This is a genomic window from Blautia sp. An81 (assembly GCF_002161285.1).
Lineage (GTDB): Bacteria > Bacillota > Clostridia > Lachnospirales > Lachnospiraceae > Blautia > Blautia ornithocaccae.
Genome location: NZ_NFHH01000004.1, coordinates 105,644 through 125,406, shown reverse-complemented (window position 1 = coordinate 125,406; position 19,763 = coordinate 105,644). Strand labels below are relative to the sequence as shown.

The 19,763-nt window shown below is 45.5% G+C and carries 16 protein-coding genes; 2 read left to right on the top strand and 14 right to left on the bottom strand.

The window, feature by feature from the left end; genetic code table 11:
* Positions 1–44: 44 nt before the first annotated feature.
* The 8 genes from B5G33_RS05460 to B5G33_RS05430 all read right to left on the bottom strand — a co-directional run bounded on the left by B5G33_RS05460 (position 45) and on the right by B5G33_RS05430 (position 9,263).
* The gene (locus B5G33_RS05460; RefSeq protein WP_087416963.1) at positions 45–1,298 is read right to left on the bottom strand and encodes an MFS transporter; all 1,254 of its coding nucleotides are present in this window, start codon (positions 1,296–1,298) and stop codon (positions 45–47) included.
* A 364-nt stretch (positions 1,299–1,662) separates the two neighbouring features.
* Positions 1,663–2,457, bottom strand: coding sequence for a hypothetical protein (locus tag B5G33_RS05455; RefSeq protein WP_087416962.1), 795 nt, complete (start codon positions 2,455–2,457; stop codon positions 1,663–1,665).
* A gap of 323 nt (positions 2,458–2,780) precedes the next feature.
* A complete protein-coding gene (locus tag B5G33_RS05450) occupies positions 2,781–3,809 on the bottom strand; it encodes a metalloregulator ArsR/SmtB family transcription factor (protein ID WP_087416961.1) in 1,029 nt (342 codons plus the stop codon).
* A 168-nt stretch (positions 3,810–3,977) separates the two neighbouring features.
* Positions 3,978–5,963, bottom strand: a complete 1,986-nt coding sequence (locus B5G33_RS05445) for a glycoside hydrolase family 20 zincin-like fold domain-containing protein (RefSeq protein WP_204247340.1) — start codon at positions 5,961–5,963, stop codon at positions 3,978–3,980.
* 9 nt (positions 5,964–5,972) lie between these two features.
* A complete protein-coding gene (locus B5G33_RS05440; RefSeq protein ID WP_242971295.1) occupies positions 5,973–6,818 on the bottom strand; it encodes a carbohydrate ABC transporter permease in 846 nt (281 codons plus the stop codon).
* 5 nt (positions 6,819–6,823) lie between these two features.
* The gene (locus B5G33_RS05435; RefSeq protein ID WP_087270131.1) at positions 6,824–7,726 is read right to left on the bottom strand and encodes a carbohydrate ABC transporter permease; all 903 of its coding nucleotides are present in this window, start codon (positions 7,724–7,726) and stop codon (positions 6,824–6,826) included.
* A 24-nt stretch (positions 7,727–7,750) separates the two neighbouring features.
* Positions 7,751–7,966: a hypothetical protein gene (locus B5G33_RS21610; protein WP_204247339.1), complete on the bottom strand. Its 216-nt coding sequence runs from the start codon at positions 7,964–7,966 to the stop codon at positions 7,751–7,753.
* The gene (locus B5G33_RS05430) at positions 7,959–9,263 is read right to left on the bottom strand and encodes an ABC transporter substrate-binding protein (protein ID WP_242971294.1); all 1,305 of its coding nucleotides are present in this window, start codon (positions 9,261–9,263) and stop codon (positions 7,959–7,961) included. The genes B5G33_RS21610 and B5G33_RS05430 overlap by 8 nt, the downstream gene beginning before the upstream one ends.
* 237 nt (positions 9,264–9,500) lie before the next feature.
* Between B5G33_RS05430 and B5G33_RS05425 the strand changes: the two genes are divergently transcribed.
* Together B5G33_RS05425 and B5G33_RS05420 are read left to right on the top strand one after the other, a co-directional pair.
* On the top strand, positions 9,501–11,288 hold the full coding sequence (locus B5G33_RS05425) for a sensor histidine kinase (protein WP_087416959.1): 1,788 nt from the start codon (positions 9,501–9,503) through the stop codon (positions 11,286–11,288).
* A gap of 4 nt (positions 11,289–11,292) precedes the next feature.
* Positions 11,293–12,819, top strand: a complete 1,527-nt coding sequence (locus B5G33_RS05420) for a response regulator transcription factor (protein WP_087416958.1) — start codon at positions 11,293–11,295, stop codon at positions 12,817–12,819.
* Here the strand turns inward: B5G33_RS05420 and B5G33_RS05415 are convergent.
* The 6 genes from B5G33_RS05415 to B5G33_RS05390 form a co-directional block, all read right to left on the bottom strand.
* On the bottom strand, positions 12,779–14,824 hold the full coding sequence (locus B5G33_RS05415; RefSeq protein ID WP_087416957.1) for an ABC transporter permease: 2,046 nt from the start codon (positions 14,822–14,824) through the stop codon (positions 12,779–12,781). The genes B5G33_RS05420 and B5G33_RS05415 overlap by 41 nt on opposite strands.
* Positions 14,821–15,582 carry an ABC transporter ATP-binding protein gene (locus B5G33_RS05410; RefSeq protein ID WP_087416956.1) on the bottom strand — a complete coding sequence of 254 codons (762 nt, stop codon included), beginning with the start codon at positions 15,580–15,582 and terminating at the stop codon, positions 14,821–14,823. The genes B5G33_RS05415 and B5G33_RS05410 overlap by 4 nt, the downstream gene beginning before the upstream one ends.
* A gap of 90 nt (positions 15,583–15,672) precedes the next feature.
* Complete coding sequence (locus B5G33_RS05405) at positions 15,673–16,665, bottom strand: sensor histidine kinase (protein ID WP_087270114.1); 993 nt, start codon at positions 16,663–16,665, stop codon at positions 15,673–15,675.
* Positions 16,666–16,675: 10 nt separating this feature from the next.
* Positions 16,676–17,347, bottom strand: coding sequence for a response regulator transcription factor (locus B5G33_RS05400; protein WP_087416955.1), 672 nt, complete (start codon positions 17,345–17,347; stop codon positions 16,676–16,678).
* A gap of 14 nt (positions 17,348–17,361) precedes the next feature.
* The gene (locus B5G33_RS05395) at positions 17,362–18,951 is read right to left on the bottom strand and encodes an ABC transporter substrate-binding protein (RefSeq protein ID WP_087270108.1); all 1,590 of its coding nucleotides are present in this window, start codon (positions 18,949–18,951) and stop codon (positions 17,362–17,364) included.
* A gap of 52 nt (positions 18,952–19,003) precedes the next feature.
* Positions 19,004–19,759 (bottom strand): ABC transporter ATP-binding protein, encoded by a 756-nt coding sequence (locus B5G33_RS05390; RefSeq protein ID WP_087270184.1) that lies wholly within the window; start codon positions 19,757–19,759, stop codon positions 19,004–19,006.
* Positions 19,760–19,763: the final 4 nt, after the last annotated feature.

Genomic DNA, 19,763 nt, shown 5'->3' with positions numbered 1-19,763 from the left:
TTTTCTGATAATATTTAGTTGCTCTATAGATTCCTCGTACAATGTTAATTTTCAGCAAATTCTCTTTCCGTTTTCCGGAAGAATCCTTTTACAGCAAGTCCAAAGCCTCCCAGAATGGTTCCGGTAAGGATGAGGATCCAGGCAACGCCTCCGGAAAAACTGTCAAAAAGAAATCCGTACAGGATCTGCCCCAGGGGCTGGATACACTGGGTAAAAGCGCTTGTATATGCGGAAACCTTTCCCATCATATTTCCCGGAGTCAGTCTCTGGATAAGAGAGGTGGCAAAAATGGAAAAACCACAGGCAGCCAGCTGGAGCAGCACAGAAAACAACACCAGGGTTCCATATCGGATATAAGGATTCCCTGATAGAAGGAATAAAATTCCCGGCGGGATAAGAAAGAATCCCAGGGCGCCTATGATCAGGTAAATATTTTCCCCGTGGATTTTTGAAGCCGCCAGACCGGCCAGGATTCCTCCTGCTATGGCTGCCAGGCCCACAGCGCTTTCCGAGAACCCATAGTAAATAGAACTCAATCCCAGGACATTACGGATAATATAGGGGAATCCCACTGCGCTTACCCCCTGGAGCAGACATGTGACCACACTGATCACCAACAGCATTTTCAGAATGGCCGGCCGCTCCCTGGTTATAAGCCGGAGACTGTCCAGAAAATCTTCTTTCACCAGCAGCAGAGGATTTTCCCGTCCTTGTTTTTCATATTTTGGACCGGGAATCTCTATAAAGCATTCAAAACATGCGGTAAAGAGAAAACAGACCACTCCGGCGTACAGCACCGGTTTCAGACCAAAAGCCGTGTAGACCAGGCTTCCCAGTATAGGAGAAAAGAAAGCCGACAAGGCATTGATCTGGATCACCACCGCATTTGCCCTGACCAGATTTTCTCCTTTCTGCATAAATGGGATACAGGACTGGACTGCAGGGGTCTCAAAGGCGCCAAGTACAGATTCAAAAAGTAAAAGGCCGCAGATCATGGCAAGACTGTTTTCTTCTCTCATAAATACCGCTGCTGTCAGTACGCCCAGACCGGCCAGAAAATCCAGGCCAGCCATAATATTCCGTTTGTTACCCCGGTCCGCCAGGATCCCTCCCAGAGGAGAAAATAAAATGGAGGGGATCATAGAAGCTGTGAGAAACCCTGCGTATACCGCCGCCGATCCGGTCTTCTCCAGGACATACATGGACATGGCAAAATCCAGGATCCCGTTTCCCAGAAGGGAACTGGCCTGTCCGGCTATGAGAAGAGAAAAATTTCTGTGGAAAAGTTTTGGTTTCATAATTTTATTCCTTTCTAATATGTTTTATATTTATCTAATTTATTAAGAATAAAAAACACACAAATCCGTAGGAACTTCCCCTTTGTATATTTTAGTCTGCAGGTTTGTGCGTATTCTTTCAATTAGATATTCATAAAATATATGATAGGACAAAATTAGATATATGTCAAATATTTTCCATGCCAGTATGCTGCCACGATTACGTTCAAATTCATAACACTGAATGAATTTTCCAGTCTGCAAGGCAGCAGAAGGAAACGTAGCGGTGGCTGCGCTGACTGACAACAATGTCACAGATGGAAATTCCGACAAGTCATTCGTTGAATTGTGGTCGTCAGCACGCCAACCTTCGCTTCTTCATAGGTCATAATAAATATCTGTGAACAAGCCTTTCTATGATTCTTGTATTCAATACGTTTTTTTCTGTTTCAAAAGTAAGAATCAGGCTCTCACCGGGATATATTCCGTTTTCCTCATATGCCAGGATTTTTCGGACTGCGTTTTGGGCATACACAGAATCATCCATTCTGCCGTCATGCTCCCAATAAATTTCCTGTTTTGTTTTTCTTGATAAAAATGTAAAATCCGGATAAACCATCCCATATCCTTTCAGATGAAGGGGACATTCATATTTATAGGCGATCTTGTTCCGGTAAAAATAGTCCGCCAGTATTTTTTCGGACTTAGAACGTACACGCTCGCCTTTCTCCGTCAGGATCACAGGCGTACCTTCCTGAAATTCTTTCCCTATGTAATCTTCAGATACCCACTTTTCTACCCGCTGTTCCCAGGTAGGCACAATGGGGCTGATCAGTTTTTTTCTTTCTATATGTTCATCTGAAAACAGCTTTTCAATCTCGTCTTCCTCATAATCTTTTGTTATTCTTCTGATCTGCGCCAGTCTTTTTCCTGCCAGTTTTGCCACCTTTTCATCATAAGATTTCTGATCAAGCCTTTGGATCAGTTGCTCTTCTGTTTTCGGAAGATACCTGCCATTTTTCTTTTCTCCCGGCATACAGTGATAATATTGAACCTGTTTCTTACTGCTGGACAGACGCATTGTCCCCTGAGGAGCATCTTTCAACTGTTTCTCCGCTTTTCTTAATATTTTCTCCAGTCTGTTCTGCTCTTTTAGTAAGCTCTCTTTAAGATTTGCCATATAAGTTCCCCTTTCTGCTAAAACACGTTTCATATTTAAAAAATTACGGTTGGAAAATACATTTTGACTATAGAACCGTACCTATTTATAATTGGGACGGTTAAGATTTGATTTTTTGTGTTGGAACCGTACTAATAAACATATTTGAACGGTTAAGATTGGATTTCTGGGATTTGAACCGTACTCTCGCTTTGAATGGTACAGCCGAGGTGCCTGCTGGCCCGACAAGACCTGCTGCAAGATATTATCTGCTGCTTTCCCCTGTCCATTTGTTACAAGAGGGCCCCGCCATTGCTTCTTTTGTCAGTTACGGGGCCTCTTCATCATATAGAAAAAATCTTCTCCAGTTCTCCCACCGCTTCTCTGAGCCTTTCTTTGGAAAGAGTATAATATACTTTTCCCTCTTTTTTCTCTACATCTACCAGTCCGTTTTCCAAAAGCACGCTCATATGATGGGACACAGTAGGGGGCGATAGTTTTAATTCCTCTGCGATCTCCAGATTGTATTTTGGAGATATGAGCAGAGACTGAAGGATTTCAAATTTGCTGCTGTCACTGAGAGCTTTCAGCACAGGGAGCAGGTGTTTTCTGTTGTTTCTGCTCTTTTCCAGCATTTTATAAATGTCCTTTACAAACAGGCCGATATAGGCCGTGGTGCTTTCCGGATTTGAACTGATGACCTCTGCTCCCGAGCATACCAAGGTTGGAAAAGCTGTAACATCCCCGGAAATTTTAGCGATCAGATACTCCTTTTCCATACCTTTCTGAAAATCTTCCATCAACTTTTCCAGCGGCTTTTGAACGGCTTCTTTTGCTTTTTCAAATGCAGAGAAGTTTGCCTTTAAGATCCGGGAAAGATTCTGCAGTTTTTTCACCGGCTCCTGGAGAAAAAGCAGAAACTTCCATCCCAGGCCGCCGCTGTAACCGGCCCTTTCCAGGATTCTTACCATTTTCTCAAAGGCCGGCGGCTCTGTGATCTGCTCTTCTTCTGAAAATTCCCGGAGGAAAGCCAGTTGGACTTCTCCTTTCTGCTCTTCTTTCAGCTCCCCTTCAAACCATTCCGGATGCTCTCCGCAGATACTCTGGAAAAAAAGGGCAAACTCCGGTTCCTCATGCATAAAGAAAAAGTCAAAGTCTTCCATCTCCCTGCCTGTCCTGTATTTTTGAAAAGCGGCATGGTATTTTCTTATAACAGGTCCTATCTTCCTGTTAAGCTCTTCCGGATTTAGTCCCCGGTTCCGGGCAGACTTTTTCCATGCTTCTTCTTCCGCAGATTCCGGACGGACGCTGTCATAGAGAAGGCCGATGATCTCAAAATATGGATTCAGTTTTTTTACCATAGTGACTGTCATAAGCTGATACGCTCCTTGTCTGATTCTTTATCATATCTCTCATATAGCCTTAAGTATAACACAAGTATCCTGCAGCGACTATTCATAAGATATATATTTCCCCCAAAAGAAAAAATGCCCTCATCCAGACTGGCCAAAATCTGTATGAGAGCATTCTGTATCATTTATTTAATATAATTTCCGTCCCTTTTCATCAGGAATCATGGACTTGCGGTAGAAAAAGCTGTTAATCACATCCCGCCATTCTCTGCTGTTCTTTTTCTGGCGGTCAAACCGCTCTTTCACTCTTTCATATATCTTTTGCGGGATCTTTCCTTCCAGAGAAATCCATTCCTGTTCCATCTTCTCTACGTCCTCATATCCTTCAAAATGGATATCATACACATGCTGGATCAGAGTTTTCCCCGAAGAGAGCCGATAGGTATAGGGCAGCCGATGGAAGAACAGGAGAAGATTCTCCGGGCAGGTTTCTTTGTTCCGATAAACACAGGCATTTTTCTCAAAATACTGCTCACTGTATCCGGTTCCTGTATCGCTTCTGTCCACACCGATAGCCAGATGATCCGCCCGGTGATAAGTTCCCCAGGGAGAATATTCATACCCTTCCGGATTTGGTCCATAGTGATAGGAGGGATTCACCATAAAACCGATTCCCAGAGGCGCTGTGTATTTTTCATACACTTCTCTGGACCGCAGAAGGATTCCTGTGATCAGTTCCACAGCCTGAGGATCTCTGGTGATCTGGAGTTTCGTCCATTCTCTGGCAATTTCTCCACTGTCAAGAGAAGAATTCCAGGCCAGACGGCCAAATCCGAAGAAATTGGCTCCAGCCAGGTCATGGCCTGTCCAGTTTGGATCCTTTCCTGTATTAGATACTGCCGACATGCCGCAGCGTACCTGTCCGAAAGTCCTGCCCGACACAATGTCTGCTACCGTATCCTGTTCCTTTCCACATCCGGTAGTAAAATCCAAAACTTCTTTCCACATAGGAACCAGGTAACACACATCGATCTGCTGTCCTGTATACTCCTGGGCTGCCTGAACTTCCAGAATCTGATTTGTCCTGGAAAGATGGCCGAAAAGAGGATGGACCGGTTCCCTTACCTGAAAATCAATAGGACCATTCTTGATCTGAAGGATCACATTATCTGCAAACATTCCGTCCAAAGGAGCAAAATTGTCATATCCCGCTTTTGCTCTGTCTGTCTTCTCGTCTCTCCAGTCCTGCTGGCAGTTGTATACAAAGCACCGCCAGATAATAGTTCCTCCATAAGGCTGTACGGCTTCTGCCAGCATATTGGCCCCATCTGCATGGTTTCTTCCATAGGCAAAAGGTCCGGGACGGCCTTCGGAATCTGCTTTCACCAGAAATCCCCCCAGATTGGGAATATCCTCAAACAGTTCTCTGGCTTTCTCTTTCCACCACTGTCTTACCTGGGAATCCAACGGATCACTGAGCGCCAGGCCATCTATAGTCATAGGCGCCGCAAAATCAATGGACAGATACATGGATACCCCATAGTCTCCCAGGATTTCAGCCAGGGCTTTTAATTTTTCTCTGTGGCGCTGGGTGATCAGCCACTCTGCCCCGTCTCTCACGTTTACATTATTGATAGCAATGGCATTGATTCCCACAGAGGCCATAAGCCGGGCAAAATCTCTGGTCCTGTCCGTGATCTGGATTTCTCCTTTTTCATAGAGAAAAGAGTTCCCTGCATAACCTCTCTCTATAGTACCGTCTATATTATCCCACATGTTCAGCATCCGAAAAGGATTTTCCGGCTTCTCTCTGATTTCCAGACCACGGATGCTTTCACCTGCAGAAGCCATGAAAAGAAGGCGGAAAGTCCCGTATAAAATTCCTTTTTCTCCTGCGCTTTGAATCACTGCCTGAGAATCTGATACCTGTATAAAATAGCCTTCCTCTCCCGTTGACAGCCCAGGATTTTTTTCCAGGACGATCCCTGCTTCTTCCTTTTCTGAAACTTTTTCTGATTCTGTACCAAAAAGAGCTTTTGAAGCGATACTTATCTCCTCTTCTGCTCTTTTGCAGCAGTTTCCGTACTCCTTTGTATAATAGGAACGGAAAATATTCTTATCTCTATAGTCTTCATTGGGCTGATAAGCCAGCCACGCCTGTTCCCAATTTCTCATAATATGATATTATCCTTTCAAGCCTGATGTAGCGATTCCGTCTGCCAGATATTTCTGGAAGAAAATAAAGATCAGTACAATGGGAATAATGGACAAAGTAGCCATAGCGAACATTGCTCCGTAATCGGAAGAAGAACCCGGATCACAGAACAGTTTCAGTGCAAGAGACACCGGATATTTGTACGGATCATCAATGTAAAGCAGAGCAGACATAAAGTCATCCCATCTCCACATAAAGGAGAAAATAGCGCCGGTAATAAGAGCCGGGGACATCAGCGGAAGAATGATCCTTCCGAAGATCCCATAATAAGAGCAGCCGTCGATCTTTGCCGCCTCGTCCAGCTCTCTCGGAATACCCTGAATAAAGTTCATCATCAGATAAACAAAGAATCCCTGAATCGCAAAACAGAAAGGAACGATCAGTGGAGCAAAGCTTCCTACCCAGCCCAGTTTCTCATACCAGAGATACTGGGGAACCATCAGGATCTGTCCCGGCAGCATCATAGAAGCCAGCATAGCGCCAAAGAGAAGTTTCTTCCCCCTGAACTGACATCTGGCAAAACCAAAGGCCACACAGGCAGAAGAAGCCAGCGTACCGATCGTGCCTAAAACTGCTACAAAAAGAGAATTTTTAAAGAAGGTAGCAAAAGATACCCCCGCAAATCCCTTCCATCCATTTGCATAGTTTTCCAGAGTAAAAGGATCCGGGATCAGACTTCTGGCTGTTGTAAAGATGGTATTGGTGTCTTTAAAAGAACTCATAAACATCCAAAACAGCGGATAAAGCATCAGCAGTCCGAAACCGCATACTAAAATATGATAAATAATCGTACCTGTTCTTTTTTTCGCTTTCACTTCTATCACTCCTGTTCATAAACCCAGAATCTTTTGGTCTTAAATAAAATAAAGGTGATCACTGCGATCAGCAGCAGCATTACCCATGCCATTGCAGATGCATATCCCGCCTGATTGAAATTAAAGGACTGCTGATACATATATACCGCATAGAAAAGTGTGGTATCCATAGGTTTTCCCTGGGTAATGATCAAACTCTGGGTAAAGGCCAGGAATCCGTTGATGATCTGCATAACCAGATTAAAGAAAATCGTCGGTGTCAGAAGAGGCAGGGTAACCTTGAAAAATTTTGTGAACTTATTTGCGCCATCTACATCAGCCGCTTCATATAATTCTTTGGGTATCTGCTTTAAAGCAGACAGAAAGATCAGCATAGAAGATCCGAACTGCCAGATAGCCAGAATGATCAGAGTCCAGATTGCTGTTCTTGTGTCACTGAGCCATGCAAAGTTTGTATCAATTCCGATCAGTCCTAAAAGGCTGTTGATCACGCCGTCCGGTGCAAACATTCTTTTCCACAGGATCGCCACAGCAACAGAACCCCCGATGATCGAAGGCAGATAATAGGCAGCTCTGTAAAATCCTGTTGCTTTCGTGGGCCGTACAAGGATCATGGCTACCAGCAGCGCAAAGATCAGACGAAGAGGCACAGATACCAGAGCAAAATAAAAGGTTGCTTTTACAGAGTGCCAGAATACTTCATCCTGGGTAAACATTTCTATGTAGTTCTTTAATCCCACAAATTCCGGCGGAGACAGTATGTCGTAATCGCAGAAGGAATAATACAATGAGATTCCCATAGGTACGATCAGAAATACCAGAAAGCCGACAATAAAGGGCAGGCAGAAGATCACGCCTACATTTTTTTCTTTATTTATAAACCGATAAAATTTACTGCTTTTATTCATGAAAAAACCATTTCTCCTTTCTCATCATCGGAGTTTTACCAGATGTCTGCTCGTGCAAGCACGGCAGCCGCTTGCCGGGCGTATCGCTGCCAGCTCACGGCAAAGCCGTTCGTTGTCCGTTGCCCTGCAAATGTCTGCTCGTGCAAGCACGGCAGCCGCTTGCCGGGCGTATCGCACAAAAAGAGCCGCTGCCGCCTTATGCAAAGGGCAGCGGCTCCAAGCCTGGTTTTCTTTATTCACCCTGAAGCATTTTATTCGCTTCTGTGAAGTATTCATCTGCAGCCTGCTGGGCTGTATATTCTCCGTATTTTACCTTTTCTTCCAGTTTTCTTAAAAGATCCTGGGCCTCTGTGCTTCCTTCTACAGGGAACGGAGGCATCGGGCTGGAATTCGGTGCGATCACATTATTTACAAAGTTTGCATTTTCCTGCTCTGCAGGACTTAATTTGTCCATGATCGCCTCAGAAATAGCTGTGGAAGCAGGTACGCCTCTTTCTGCAAGCAGAATATCATAGGCTGTCTCAGAGTTGGTCAGATAGTTCAGCAGTTTTACAGCTTCTTCCGGATTGGCTGTATCTGCACTTACAGAAAAGTACATAGCAGGTTTTACATAGTTAGATTTTTGAGGATCGGTTGTAGGAATAGTCGTCAGAGCAATCTCTGTTCCTTCCGGTGCTGCTGCCTGATATGCGGTAAGCTGTGCAGAACCGTTAATGGTGCACCAGGTCATGTTATCCGGATTTGACCCGTATACCATAGGATCTTCCTCTACACTGTCTGTATCTGCCGCCTGGCTTGGAGAGATCTGCCATCCCTCTTTAATGCCGGTCTCCAGTGTTTCAAAGTATGGCAGATAGTCATCTGCGCTGTCGCCCCCTAATTTGTCGCTGGCCTGGATATCGTTGGCTCTTGCATACATATCCATATACAGGCCATAGTGGTACAGGTTGGAACGATATCCGGTCTCCTCATATACCTGTTTAGAAATATCAATAAATTCGTCCAAAGTCATGTTGTCATTAATGGTGATTCCCAGCTCGTCTAAAAGGGTCTTATTATAAAACATACAGGAAGCACTGGTTCCGGCAGCAATGCCATAGATACCGTCTCCTACTTTACCCATATTCACAATGTCTTCTGAAATATTGGAGGTATCCAGGGTTCCGTCTTCAATATATGGTGTCAGATCAAGAAGCTGTCCTTTATCTACATACTGCTGAATGTAAGACATATCCATCTGGATCACATCCGGCATCTTCTTTCCTGCTGCAGAGGTTGCCATTTTGCTCCAATAATCGCCCCACTGATAGAACTGACCGCTTACTGTTATGCCGCTCTCTTCCTTGTATGCGTCCAGAGCCTGCTGGGTGCGCTCATTTCTTACCTGATTGCCCCACCATGCCATTGTGAGGGAATCAGAACTTCCTCCTTCGCTATCCTTTCCGCTGCCGGAGCCACCGCATGCTGCCAGGGATGTTACCGCCATAGCGCCTGCTATGGCAAGAACTGCTGCTTTCTTTAAAGATTTCTTTTTCACTTTACATTCCTCCATAATTTTTGTTCAAGATGCATCTTTGTTTTTGGATAACCCAATTATAAGCAAAAAAATGACGAAAAGAAATTTAGAAACATGACTTTCTTTCGCAATTTTTTTACTGCTGCCTGTAAGAAAATGACTTTTCCGGTAATTTCATTACTTTATTTATTCCCCGGAACTGAAAAGAATTGTGCTTTCTTTTTTCATAATCTATAATTTCAGTGGAGGAAAATACTGATGAACATACGCAAAAATCCCTTTAAAACTCTTGACAGGTGCTTCTATGACCTGAGTCTGAAATACAAAATACTGATTGTTATATTTTCCGGATTTTTTATTCTTTTTCTTTCCGGACTGGCGACTATGGCCTTTACATCCAGATCTTATGAAAAAAGGCTGTATCAGTCTATTGTTGCTTCCATGACCTATGCAGCCTCGGATATCTCCAGTCAGCTTCAGTCTGTGGATTCCATCATAGACTCGATTTTAGCCAGCCAGGTGATCCAGACCAATCTGGAAGAAATGAAAGAATTAGAGCAGGGATCACAGCGGCAGATATACAACACCAGGATCTATAATGAATTATCCGGCTATCTCTTTGCCTTTCAGAATGATTCTATTTCCTATATGTCCATTATCCAGGATCAGGAGATCATTTCCACTTCCCTGTCCTCTTTTATGGAAGTTCCCTACCAGCTCCGCTCCTCCCTGATCGCCAGAGCCCAGAGCCGGGAGGGAGCTACTACTGTGGTACCCGACTTCGGATCCCAGTATGGAATATTTATTGTAAAGGAACTGCGAAAAATCGACAAACTGAGCCTGGAGCCTTTAGGAGTTCTGATCATTTCTCTGAACCCCGCCGCTCTTACTGAGACGGCAGTCAGTTCCCACTCAGATTATGATGATATGTCCTGTCTCCTGTTTGACGGCGATGCTTTGATCTATAATGGAAGCACACTCTCCGACCGTCAGGCAGTGGAACTTTCCAAAGATCTGTCGGGAGATTACGGAATTGAAAAAGCCGGCAAAGAGACCTTATTCGCCGTCCGGGGAAAAATCCCTCTCTATGACTGGGATTATATTTCTACCGTATCGTACAGTTCTGTTTACAAAACCGTCACTTTATCAGGAAGGCTCTTCCTGCTTATTATGGTGGCTGCTCTGGCTGTGGTCAGCTATCTGGCTGTAAAAGTCATACTTGCCATCTTCTATCGCTTTGACCGGCTGATGGAAAATATGAAAAGTTTTGGAGAAGGAAACTATCAGGTGCCGGAGGCGCCCAGAAAATACCAGGAAGATGAAATCGGCCTTCTCTATAAAAATTTTGATTCTATGGTAGAAAAGATCCAGACTCTGATCCAGGAAAATTATGTAAACGAGATTTTAAAAAAGGAAGCCCAGCTAAAAGCTATGGAAAGCCAGATGGATCCTCATTTTCTCTACAATACTCTGGAATCCATTAACTGGAGAGCGAAAATGATCAAGTCCGAAGAAATTTCTCAGATCACCACAGCTCTGGGCAGTCTGCTGCGCTTCTCTCTTGGAAAAAATTCTGAAGATTTTACTCTGGATCAGGAAATGCAGATCGTAAACAACTATATTACCATACAGAAAATCCGCTATCAACGCCGGCTGGATTTTTCCGCAGATGTGCCTTCCGATCTCCTGGGAGTTTTCATACCCAAATTCACCATTCAGCCTCTGCTGGAAAACGCCATACGGTACGGCCTGGAAGAATCCTCAGAAACCTGCTATATTTCCATTGTCTGCAGGGAAGTCCTGGGGCTGCTGATCATCCGGATCACCAATACCGGATCTTCCTTTGAAGAAAATTGCATGGAGAAACTGCAGAGCGGCGAAATACAGCCTCACGGATTTGGTATCGGTATCCTGAATATCCACCGCAGGCTTCAGCTGACTTACGGAGAGCCCTACGGACTGCTGCTTTATAATATTGAAGATGAAGAAACCTATGAAGAATGTGCGGTAGCTGAGATCCGCATTCCCTGTAAAAAGAAGGAGTAAGAATATGTTAAAACTGCTGATTGTAGATGATGAAGAAATGATCTGCCAGGCTATTGCCAATATTATTGATTGGGAAAAATATGATATCCGGCTTATCGGCACCTGTACCGACGGAGTAGACGCCTATCATACCATTCTGGACGAGTGTCCGGATATTGTTATGACCGATATCCGGATGCCAGGCATTTCAGGACTGGAGCTGATTGAACGGATCAGCCGTACAGATCTTAATACCCAGTTTATCATCTTGTCCGGCTATGGAGAATTTGACTATGCAAAAAGAGCCATGAAATGCAGCGTTCGTCATTATCTGCTGAAGCCCTGCACGGAAGAGCAGATTATTGACTGTATCCAGGATGTAACCAGGGATTATTATCAGGCAGTCTCTGAGCGAGACAGTGAAAAAGGTCCAAACGGAGCTTTACTGAAAGATCTCCATAAAACACTGATCCAGAACATGATCCGGGAAGGCGTATCTTTAATCTCTCTGTCGGATTCTTTTTTTGAGTCCTACGAGCATTATCTGGATCTGACAAATGTCCCTTATCAGTTCTGCTGTGTCTATTACCTGGAAGAAAAAAATCTGGATCTCTGTCTGAAAGAATTCCATACTTTCCGCCAGGAAAGTATGCCGGATACAGAGGTTTACCTCATATATATCAAAAATATTCTTCTGTTTTTCTTTACTAACGGAGAATCCTCCTATGAGGAACTGGATGCTTATTTTCAGTCGGTATCCTTTCCCGGCGAGACCGTTTCCGTTGATTATCAGCGGCAGAAATACCCGGATCTGAAATCTCTGCTGACTATGCTGATCAAAAGAATAAAGCGCTATGACACCATGTATTTCATTGAAGGCACCGGAAAAGTTCCCACCTTTAACTACGGACAGATTGTGGAAAAGATAAACCATCTTGTTCCTCTGCTCTCTGCCGGAAATTCCGAGGAACGTGAAAGCAGTCTGCGGGAGCTGAAAAGCATTCTGACCTCCGTCTCCAACAAGGATTTTCTCCTGCAGCTTGCAGATAATATTATTATTTCCCTGGGAACCCATCTGCCCTCCGGGATCCTTCCTGAGATCACAGATTTCCTTTACAACCTGCACAAAGAAGAAAATATGGCACAAATCCCGGTTCTGGTCCTGGACTATATCCAGAAAGTCATATCCGTTTCTTCTTTCAGTTCCCGGCAGTACAGCCCTTTTATTACGAAACTCATAGACTATATCCAGGAGCATTACAAGAACCCGGATCTGACCTTGAAATGGATCTCGGAAAACTATCTTTACATGAATGTCAGTTATGTCAGCCGCTGCTTTACAAAAGAAACCGGCGAAAAATTTTCCGGTTTTCTTATGAATCTCCGTGTTCAGAAAGCAAAGGAAATCCTGGCTTCCAGCGGAGGCGAAAAAATACAGGATGTTGCCGAGCTGGTTGGCTGCGGAAACACCCCGTATTATTTCAGTAAAATCTTTAAAAAGTGTACGGGGCTTACCCCCTCTGCCTACGTGAAGAAAAACTTCCGCCCCTGACGATCTTATAATAGCTTTTTGACGTCAGCAGATACATCAGCACATACACCAGTCCGAATCCCAGGAAGCATCCTCCGGTGATTCCGATAAGAAGCCACATATTGTGAAGACTGAAAAGCTGCAGCAGCCGGTAGATCATCGGAAAAGCAAAGGCTGTGTGGATCCCCGCCCAGATCAGAGGCATGAAAAACACCGTAAGGACCTGAGAATTGACGCTTTTCCGGATTTCCCTTTCGGTCATGCCTACCTTCTGGAGGATCTCAAATCTGCTCTGGTCTTCATAGCCTTCTGACACCTGCTTATAATACATGATCAGCACCATCCCCAGAAGGAACACGATGCCCAGCAGGATCCCCAGGAAGAACAGTCCTGCATACGTAGAATAAAAATCCATCCGCTCTACCCCTACACACTCTACAGTAGTTCCGGAAAAAGCAGGATCCTGTTCTCCCAGGCTCTGAAGTCCTGCGCTGATCTCCTGGGCAATAAGGCTCTGGGTCTCATCGCTGCAGTCCAGATCTGTTCCATAGTAATTCCAGAATTCAAACGTTTCCCCGGCCTTAGGATAACTCTGATACATTTCCACCATCACACTTACATCCGATACAAAGAGATAGGTGGTAGGAATGATCTGCATGGCGTCTACTCCGTTGTCTACAAAATCTACCTGGTCTTTGATCTTCCAGGTCCCCAGTCCTTCCAGGGTCAGTTCCTGATAATCTTCCTTAAAGCCTGACTTTGTATTGCACACCAGGATTTCCTGTCTGTCCAGAGTCTCATCTGTTCCCATGATCCGGTTATAGTCTTCCACAGGCACCACAATAATTTGACGGACATTCTCATATTCTGTGTAAGAGAATTTCCCCTTATTTGCGTAGTCCAGGATCACCTGGTTTTCTTCTACCATACCGGACATTACAAGCTGTCGGTAGTGGAGAACATTTTCTTCCTGAACTCCATATTTTTTCAAAGCTCCTTCTACGATCTGGCTTACCTGACTTACAACCCCTTCTTCCAGAGACGGAGTATTTACCACCAGGTTTCTGGGATATCTGGAGCGAAGGCTGTCCTCTGTTCCCAGAAACAGGCTGACTGTACCGGACACCATGACCAGGACCATGGTAGACAGGATACAGATAGAGGCAAGACCGGCTCCGTTTCTTTTCATACGGAACATCATAGAAGACAGGGATACAAAATGGTTCGTCTTATAGTAATATTTCTTATTCTTTTTCAGTATTTTGCACAGGGTAACGGATCCTGCCATAAAGAGCAGGTAAGTGGCCCCGATTACCATGATCACCGCCACAAAGAAAAGCCAGACAATGGCTACAGGCTCTTTCACCGTTATGGACAGGAAGTAGGCCCCTGCCAGAAGAACAGTTCCCAGGATTGCAGTCAGCCAATTGGCTTTAGGAGGACGCTCTCCCAGGCTCTCACTTTTCAGAAGATCCAGAGGTTTGGTCCTGAATATCTGAAGGATTCCGTATACCAGAATCAGGAAAAAGATAGCTCCATAAACTTTCAGGGTAAGGAAAAGGATTTCTGTATTTACAGAAAAAGAAAAGTTCACCTCTCCTTCAAGGAGATAGATCATAGCAAGCTGTCCCACCTTAGAAAACAGAATTCCTCCAAGGAGTCCCGCTCCCAGAGAGATGCCTCCTGTCATAAGGTTTTCCCAGATCAGTACAATCCCGATATTCCTTCTTCCCATGCCCAAAACATGATACAGGCCCAGTTCCTTTTTTCTTCTCTTCATGAGAAAAGAATTGGTATAGAAGAGAAAGATAACAGAGAAGATTCCCATAACCACTGTTCCCAGTGAGAGAACAATCTGCATCTGTTCTCCTCCGTCCATTTCCCGGACCACCGGGTCGCTGGAGAGAAAGCCGATGAGATAAAAAACCATGACCACAAAAATGCCAGCTGCCAGATACGGAAAATAAATCTTTCCGTTTTTACAGATTCCCTGCCAGGCAAGCCGGGGATAAAGTCTCTTTTTCACAGTCTTTCACCTCCCGCCAGGGCAGTCAGTGTATTGGAAATTTTCTCATACATCTCCTGATTGGTACTGTTTCCCCGATATAACTGATGGAAGACCTCCCCGTCCTTTATAAAGAGCACACGGCCAGCCCGGCTGGCTGCTTTCACCGAATGGGTCACCATAAGAATGGTATGCCCTTCGGCATGTATGGCAGAGAACAGGTCCAAAAGTTCCTCTGTAGATCGGGAGTCCAGGGCTCCTGTAGGCTCATCCGCCAGGATCAGCCGGGGATTGGTGATCAGCGCTCTGGCCACTGCCGCCCGCTGTTTCTGTCCGCCGGAGATTTCATAGGGATATTTCTCCAGTATGTCTGCAATTCCCAGCTTCCGGGCTACAGGAAGGATCTTTGCTTCCATTTCCCGGTAGTGTTTTCCTTCCAGTACCAGAGGCAGATAAATATTGTCCCGGACAGAAAAGGTATCCAGAAGGTTAAAATCCTGGAATACAAATCCCAGATTATCTCTCCGGAAACCGGACAGCTCCTTATCCTTCAGCTTGGTAATATCCCGTCCGTCCAGGAGCACGGTACCGTAACTGGGCCGGTCCAGAGCCGCCAGGATATTCAGCAGAGTCGTCTTTCCGGAACCGGATTCGCCCATCACTGCTGCGTATTCTCCGTTTTCCACAGTAAAATTTACGTTTTTTAACGCCCGCACCTGACTGCCGCCGAAACGGGTGGTATAGGTTTTTTTTAGATTTATCACTTCTAATATCGCCATGTTGTTTCCTCCTTGTTTTTTACAAGGCCATTATAGCAATTAAGGGAAATGTGCCGCCATCGATTCAGCTTACATTTCCCTGTTATGGTCTTACATTTTTGTAAGACGCCTCTTAAGATCTATATAAATTGCAGTGCCCTCTCCCACAGAGGAAGAGGCCCAGATCCGGTACCCCAGATTGCTGCAGATCCGGCGGCAGAGATACAGGCCAAGGCCGCTGGCTTTTTTGTCGCTTCTGCCGTTATAGCCGGTATAGCCCTTTTCAAAGATCCTGGGAATATCCTCCGGGGCAATGCCGATACCGTTATCACGGATACAAAGAATCTGTTCTTTTTCTCTTTCTATAGAAACTTTTCCCTGGGACCTGGTATATTTTAAACTGTTTGAAAGTACCTGTTCAATAACAAAAAGAAGCCATTTCTCATCGGTAACTACCTTCCAGTCCATTGGCTCATATTCCAGCCGGATCTTCTTCTGGATAAAAGAAGAGGAAAACTTCCGCACTGCCTGGCGGAGGATCTGATCCATCTCACACTCTTCAAAAACGTAATCTGTTGTCTCAGAATCCAGCCGGAGATAGCACATGGCCATATCCACATACTGATCGATCCGGACTACCTCTCCCCGTACTTCTCTGGCCAGGGTACTGTCTTCATTTTCCAGGCTCAGCTTTAATGCGGCAATAGGGGTTTTCACCTGGTGGGCCCACATGGTATAGTAATCGCTCATATCCTGGTACCGGCGGTTTTGCCTGTCCTGGGTATCTTTCTCCTTTTCCCAAAGTCTGGCGATCAGATCCTGATAATCCTGTTCCAGAAGGCCTTCCGGTACCGGCAGGAGTTCTGCACCGGTTATCTCCTGCTGCTCTCCCATCTGTCTCAGTTCCCGGTGCTTTTTCCGGAATCTCAGGTAATCCGGCACTGCCAGGACCAGACCAAAAAACAAACAGAGCACTGCCCCGTAAGCCCAGGCTGCCGGCGGCAGCCTGTAGAAAAACAAAAGGACAAAAAACACTGCCATAGCTATAAAATAAAAGGCCGCAGTTCTTTTGTGCTGTTTTATATATGCAGTCAAAACTTTCATACCGCTCTCCTTATCCGATCAGATACCCCATGCCAATTTTGGTGGTAATAAAATCTGTCAGGCCTGCCTTCTCCAGCTTTTTCCGCAGACGGTTTACATTCACGCTTAAAGTATTTTCATCTACAAAACTGTCGCTTTCCCAGAGTTTCTCCATAAGCCGCTCCCGACTGATGATCTTTCCCTTGTTTTCCAGAAGGGTCTGAAGGATCCGGTACTCGTTTTTTGTCAGATCGATCTTTTCCCCTTCATAGGATAGAGAAGCGTCTGCCATATTTAAAACAGCGCCTTTATGTTCCAGAAAAGCCTGCTCTCCTCCGTAGTCATAAGTTCTCCTCAGCACAGCCTGGATCTTGGCGGTCATCACCATCTGGTCAAAAGGCTTGGCAATAAAGTCATCCCCGCCCATCTGCATGGCCATAACAATATTCATGTTATCTGAGGCGGAAGAGATAAAGATCACCGGCACCCGGGAAATCTTCCGGATCTCCTGGCACCAGTAATAGCCATTGTAAAAAGGCAGAGAAATATCCAGCAGGACCAGATGAGGGTGATAGTCAGAAAATTCCTCCATGATCTTTTCAAAATCTGAGGCACACCGGGCTTCCAGGTTCCAGGACTCCATCTGCTTCTGGATCCCCCGGGCGATCCCCGGATCATCTTCTATGATAAATATACGGTACATATGATTAGCCCCTTTTAATTTTTATCCAGATCCACAGTTATCTCATAATAGTCACAGGGATGAGCCTCCAGACCTGTGACCCCTTCTCCTGAAACAATAGACATCCGCAGATGGGAAGCAAAGATAAAAGCATTGTCGTCCAGAATCGTCTGAGTCATTTCCACAGCCAGAGAAGCTCTCTCTTCTGCGTCAAAAGTAGTGCTCATCTGGGCTTCCAGCTCTTCCAGTCTGTCACTGTGATATCCCCCTCTGTTGTGGGTGGAAGAATCCAGGCAGTGGGTGGTAAAGAAGTATTCCGGATCTCCTGTAGGTGCGCAGACAAAGGCACTGGCGTAGATGTCCCACTCGCCGGTTTCAATAACATCCAGATGATTTGCCGTACTGTTTACTTCAACGTCAATGCCAATCTCTCCCAGAGTTGCCTGAACGCTTTCTGCCAGAAGGGGCAGTTCCTGACGGCTGGGATAAGTAAGCCAGCGAATAGTCAGGTTCTCTCCGTCCTTGTCCACATAACCGTCTCCGTCCGTATCTGTCCATCCTGCTTCCGCCAGAAGTTCTTTAGCCCTGTCCGGATCATATTCCGGTGCGGTAACTGCATCGTCCCCAAAAGTAAAGTTTGACGGGAAAGGGCCTACAGCGGCGGAACCGTTGCCTTCCATCAGTACCTCTGTAAAGCTTTCTTTGTCAATGCCGCAGGCAATGGCTTCTCTTACTCTTTCGTCCTGGAGAGCCTCTGTGGCATAATTCATCTGTGCAAAGAAAGATCTGGAGGTTTCTACAGAAGAAATCGTATAGGGCTCTTCTGAGAACAGGGACAAACTGGAGTAAGGAAGACCGTAAGCCGCATCCAGCTCTCCTGACTGAAGAGCCATAGTAAGGGTATCTCCATCACTGATGGTCTGTACATATATGGTGTCCAGATTCGGCATCCCATCCCAGTAATTTTCATTTTTTACCAAAGTCAGTCCCTGATCTGTAACCACTTCTGTGGCAATATATGGACCGGTGCCCACTACGTTTCCGTCATCAGTAATGCCGGCTTCCATATCAATAATGCAGCCGTAGGGATCGGCCAGATAATTCATCAGGGCCGGTACCGGCTCCGTAGTCCTGATAGTCAGAGTCATCCCGTCTGCTGTGATCTCCTGGATCTTCAGATTCCCTTTAGCTCTCTCATGAACCTCCACCAGATGCTCCAGGCATTCCTTCACGGCCTGGGCATCCAGTTCCCTGCCGCTGGTGAAGGTTACCCCGTCTCTCAGGGTAATCCTCCAGGTATTTTCATCTACATTCTCATATTCTGTGGCCAGCCAGGGCTCCAGCTCCATGGTATCGGAATAGCGGAATAAGGTTTCCCCTATGCCATAGCGGATACAGGCCCAGCCTGAATATCCGTTGTGAGGGTTCACATCAGACTCGTCATTTTCCGCATTAAAAGTGGTGTCTCCGTAATAAAAAACTTTTTCTCCTGAAGAGGACTCAGACTGTGATCTATCCTGGCTGTCCTCCTCCCCGGAAGAACCGCAGCCTGCCAGCAGTCCGGCGCTCATAGTCAGCGCCAGAACAGCACCCCACGCCTTTTTCCATATGTTTTTTGGTTTCATTTTTTCTCCTTTCCTGATAATCCTTCCGCTGATTTTTGCAAAACTTTGGACTTTAAAATACAGAATCTATAAGGCTCTTTGTATATTCTTCCCTGGGATGCCGTATCACCTCATCTGTCATACCCGTTTCTATAATACTGCCTTTATACATCACCAGGACTCTCTGGCAGAGCTTCTGCACCAGAGCCAGGTCATGACAGATCAGAAGGATAGACAGTCCTCTATCTCTCTGAAGTCTGCTGAGCAGATCCATAATCTGGGCCTGTATGGTAACGTCCAAAGCGCTGGTAGCCTCATCACAGATCAGAATCCTGGGATCTACAGCCAGAGCTCTGGCTATGGCCGCTCTCTGACACTGCCCGCCGCTTACCTCATGGGGATATCTGGAAACAAAACTTTTGTCCAGTTCTGCCAGTTCCAGAAGCTCATACATCCTTTTTCTGGCGTCTTTCCGTTTCATGCCGTGATTGCGCATGCTCTCCATGATCCCGTCTCCCAAAGTACAGCGGGGATCAAAGGAATCCTGGGGAATCTGGAAAATCATCTGCATCTTTGTATACAGTTCTTTTTTCTTTTTCCCTTTCTGTCCCAGGATTTCCTCTCCGTCCAGACGGATACTGCCGCTGTCCGGCTCCAAAAGCCGGGTGATCATCTTTGCTGTAGTACTTTTTCCGCATCCGCTTTCTCCTACAAGCCCCAGACATTCGCCTCTGTTCAGAGTAAAGCTGATCTCATTTACTGCTGTAAAGGGCGTTTTATTCTTATAAAATGTTTTTTTCAGATTTGTTACTTCCAATATTTTTTCCATAGCT

Coding starts and splice junctions, on each gene's coding strand:
- B5G33_RS05405 (WP_087270114.1), bottom strand. CDS start 16,665: ATGAAAGTTTTGACTGCATATATAAAACAGCACAAAAGAACTGCGGCC.
- B5G33_RS05390 (WP_087270184.1), bottom strand. CDS start 19,759: ATGGAAAAAATATTGGAAGTAACAAATCTGAAAAAAACATTTTATAAG.
- B5G33_RS05420 (WP_087416958.1), top strand. CDS start 11,293: ATGTTAAAACTGCTGATTGTAGATGATGAAGAAATGATCTGCCAGGCT.
- B5G33_RS05460 (WP_087416963.1), bottom strand. CDS start 1,298: ATGAAACCAAAACTTTTCCACAGAAATTTTTCTCTTCTCATAGCCGGA.
- B5G33_RS05435 (WP_087270131.1), bottom strand. CDS start 7,726: ATGAATAAAAGCAGTAAATTTTATCGGTTTATAAATAAAGAAAAAAAT.
- B5G33_RS05395 (WP_087270108.1), bottom strand. CDS start 18,951: ATGAAACCAAAAAACATATGGAAAAAGGCGTGGGGTGCTGTTCTGGCG.
- B5G33_RS05400 (WP_087416955.1), bottom strand. CDS start 17,347: ATGTACCGTATATTTATCATAGAAGATGATCCGGGGATCGCCCGGGGG.
- B5G33_RS05410 (WP_087416956.1), bottom strand. CDS start 15,582: ATGGCGATATTAGAAGTGATAAATCTAAAAAAAACCTATACCACCCGT.
- B5G33_RS05450 (WP_087416961.1), bottom strand. CDS start 3,809: ATGACAGTCACTATGGTAAAAAAACTGAATCCATATTTTGAGATCATC.
- B5G33_RS05425 (WP_087416959.1), top strand. CDS start 9,501: ATGAACATACGCAAAAATCCCTTTAAAACTCTTGACAGGTGCTTCTAT.
- B5G33_RS05455 (WP_087416962.1), bottom strand. CDS start 2,457: ATGGCAAATCTTAAAGAGAGCTTACTAAAAGAGCAGAACAGACTGGAG.
- B5G33_RS05445 (WP_204247340.1), bottom strand. CDS start 5,963: ATGAGAAATTGGGAACAGGCGTGGCTGGCTTATCAGCCCAATGAAGAC.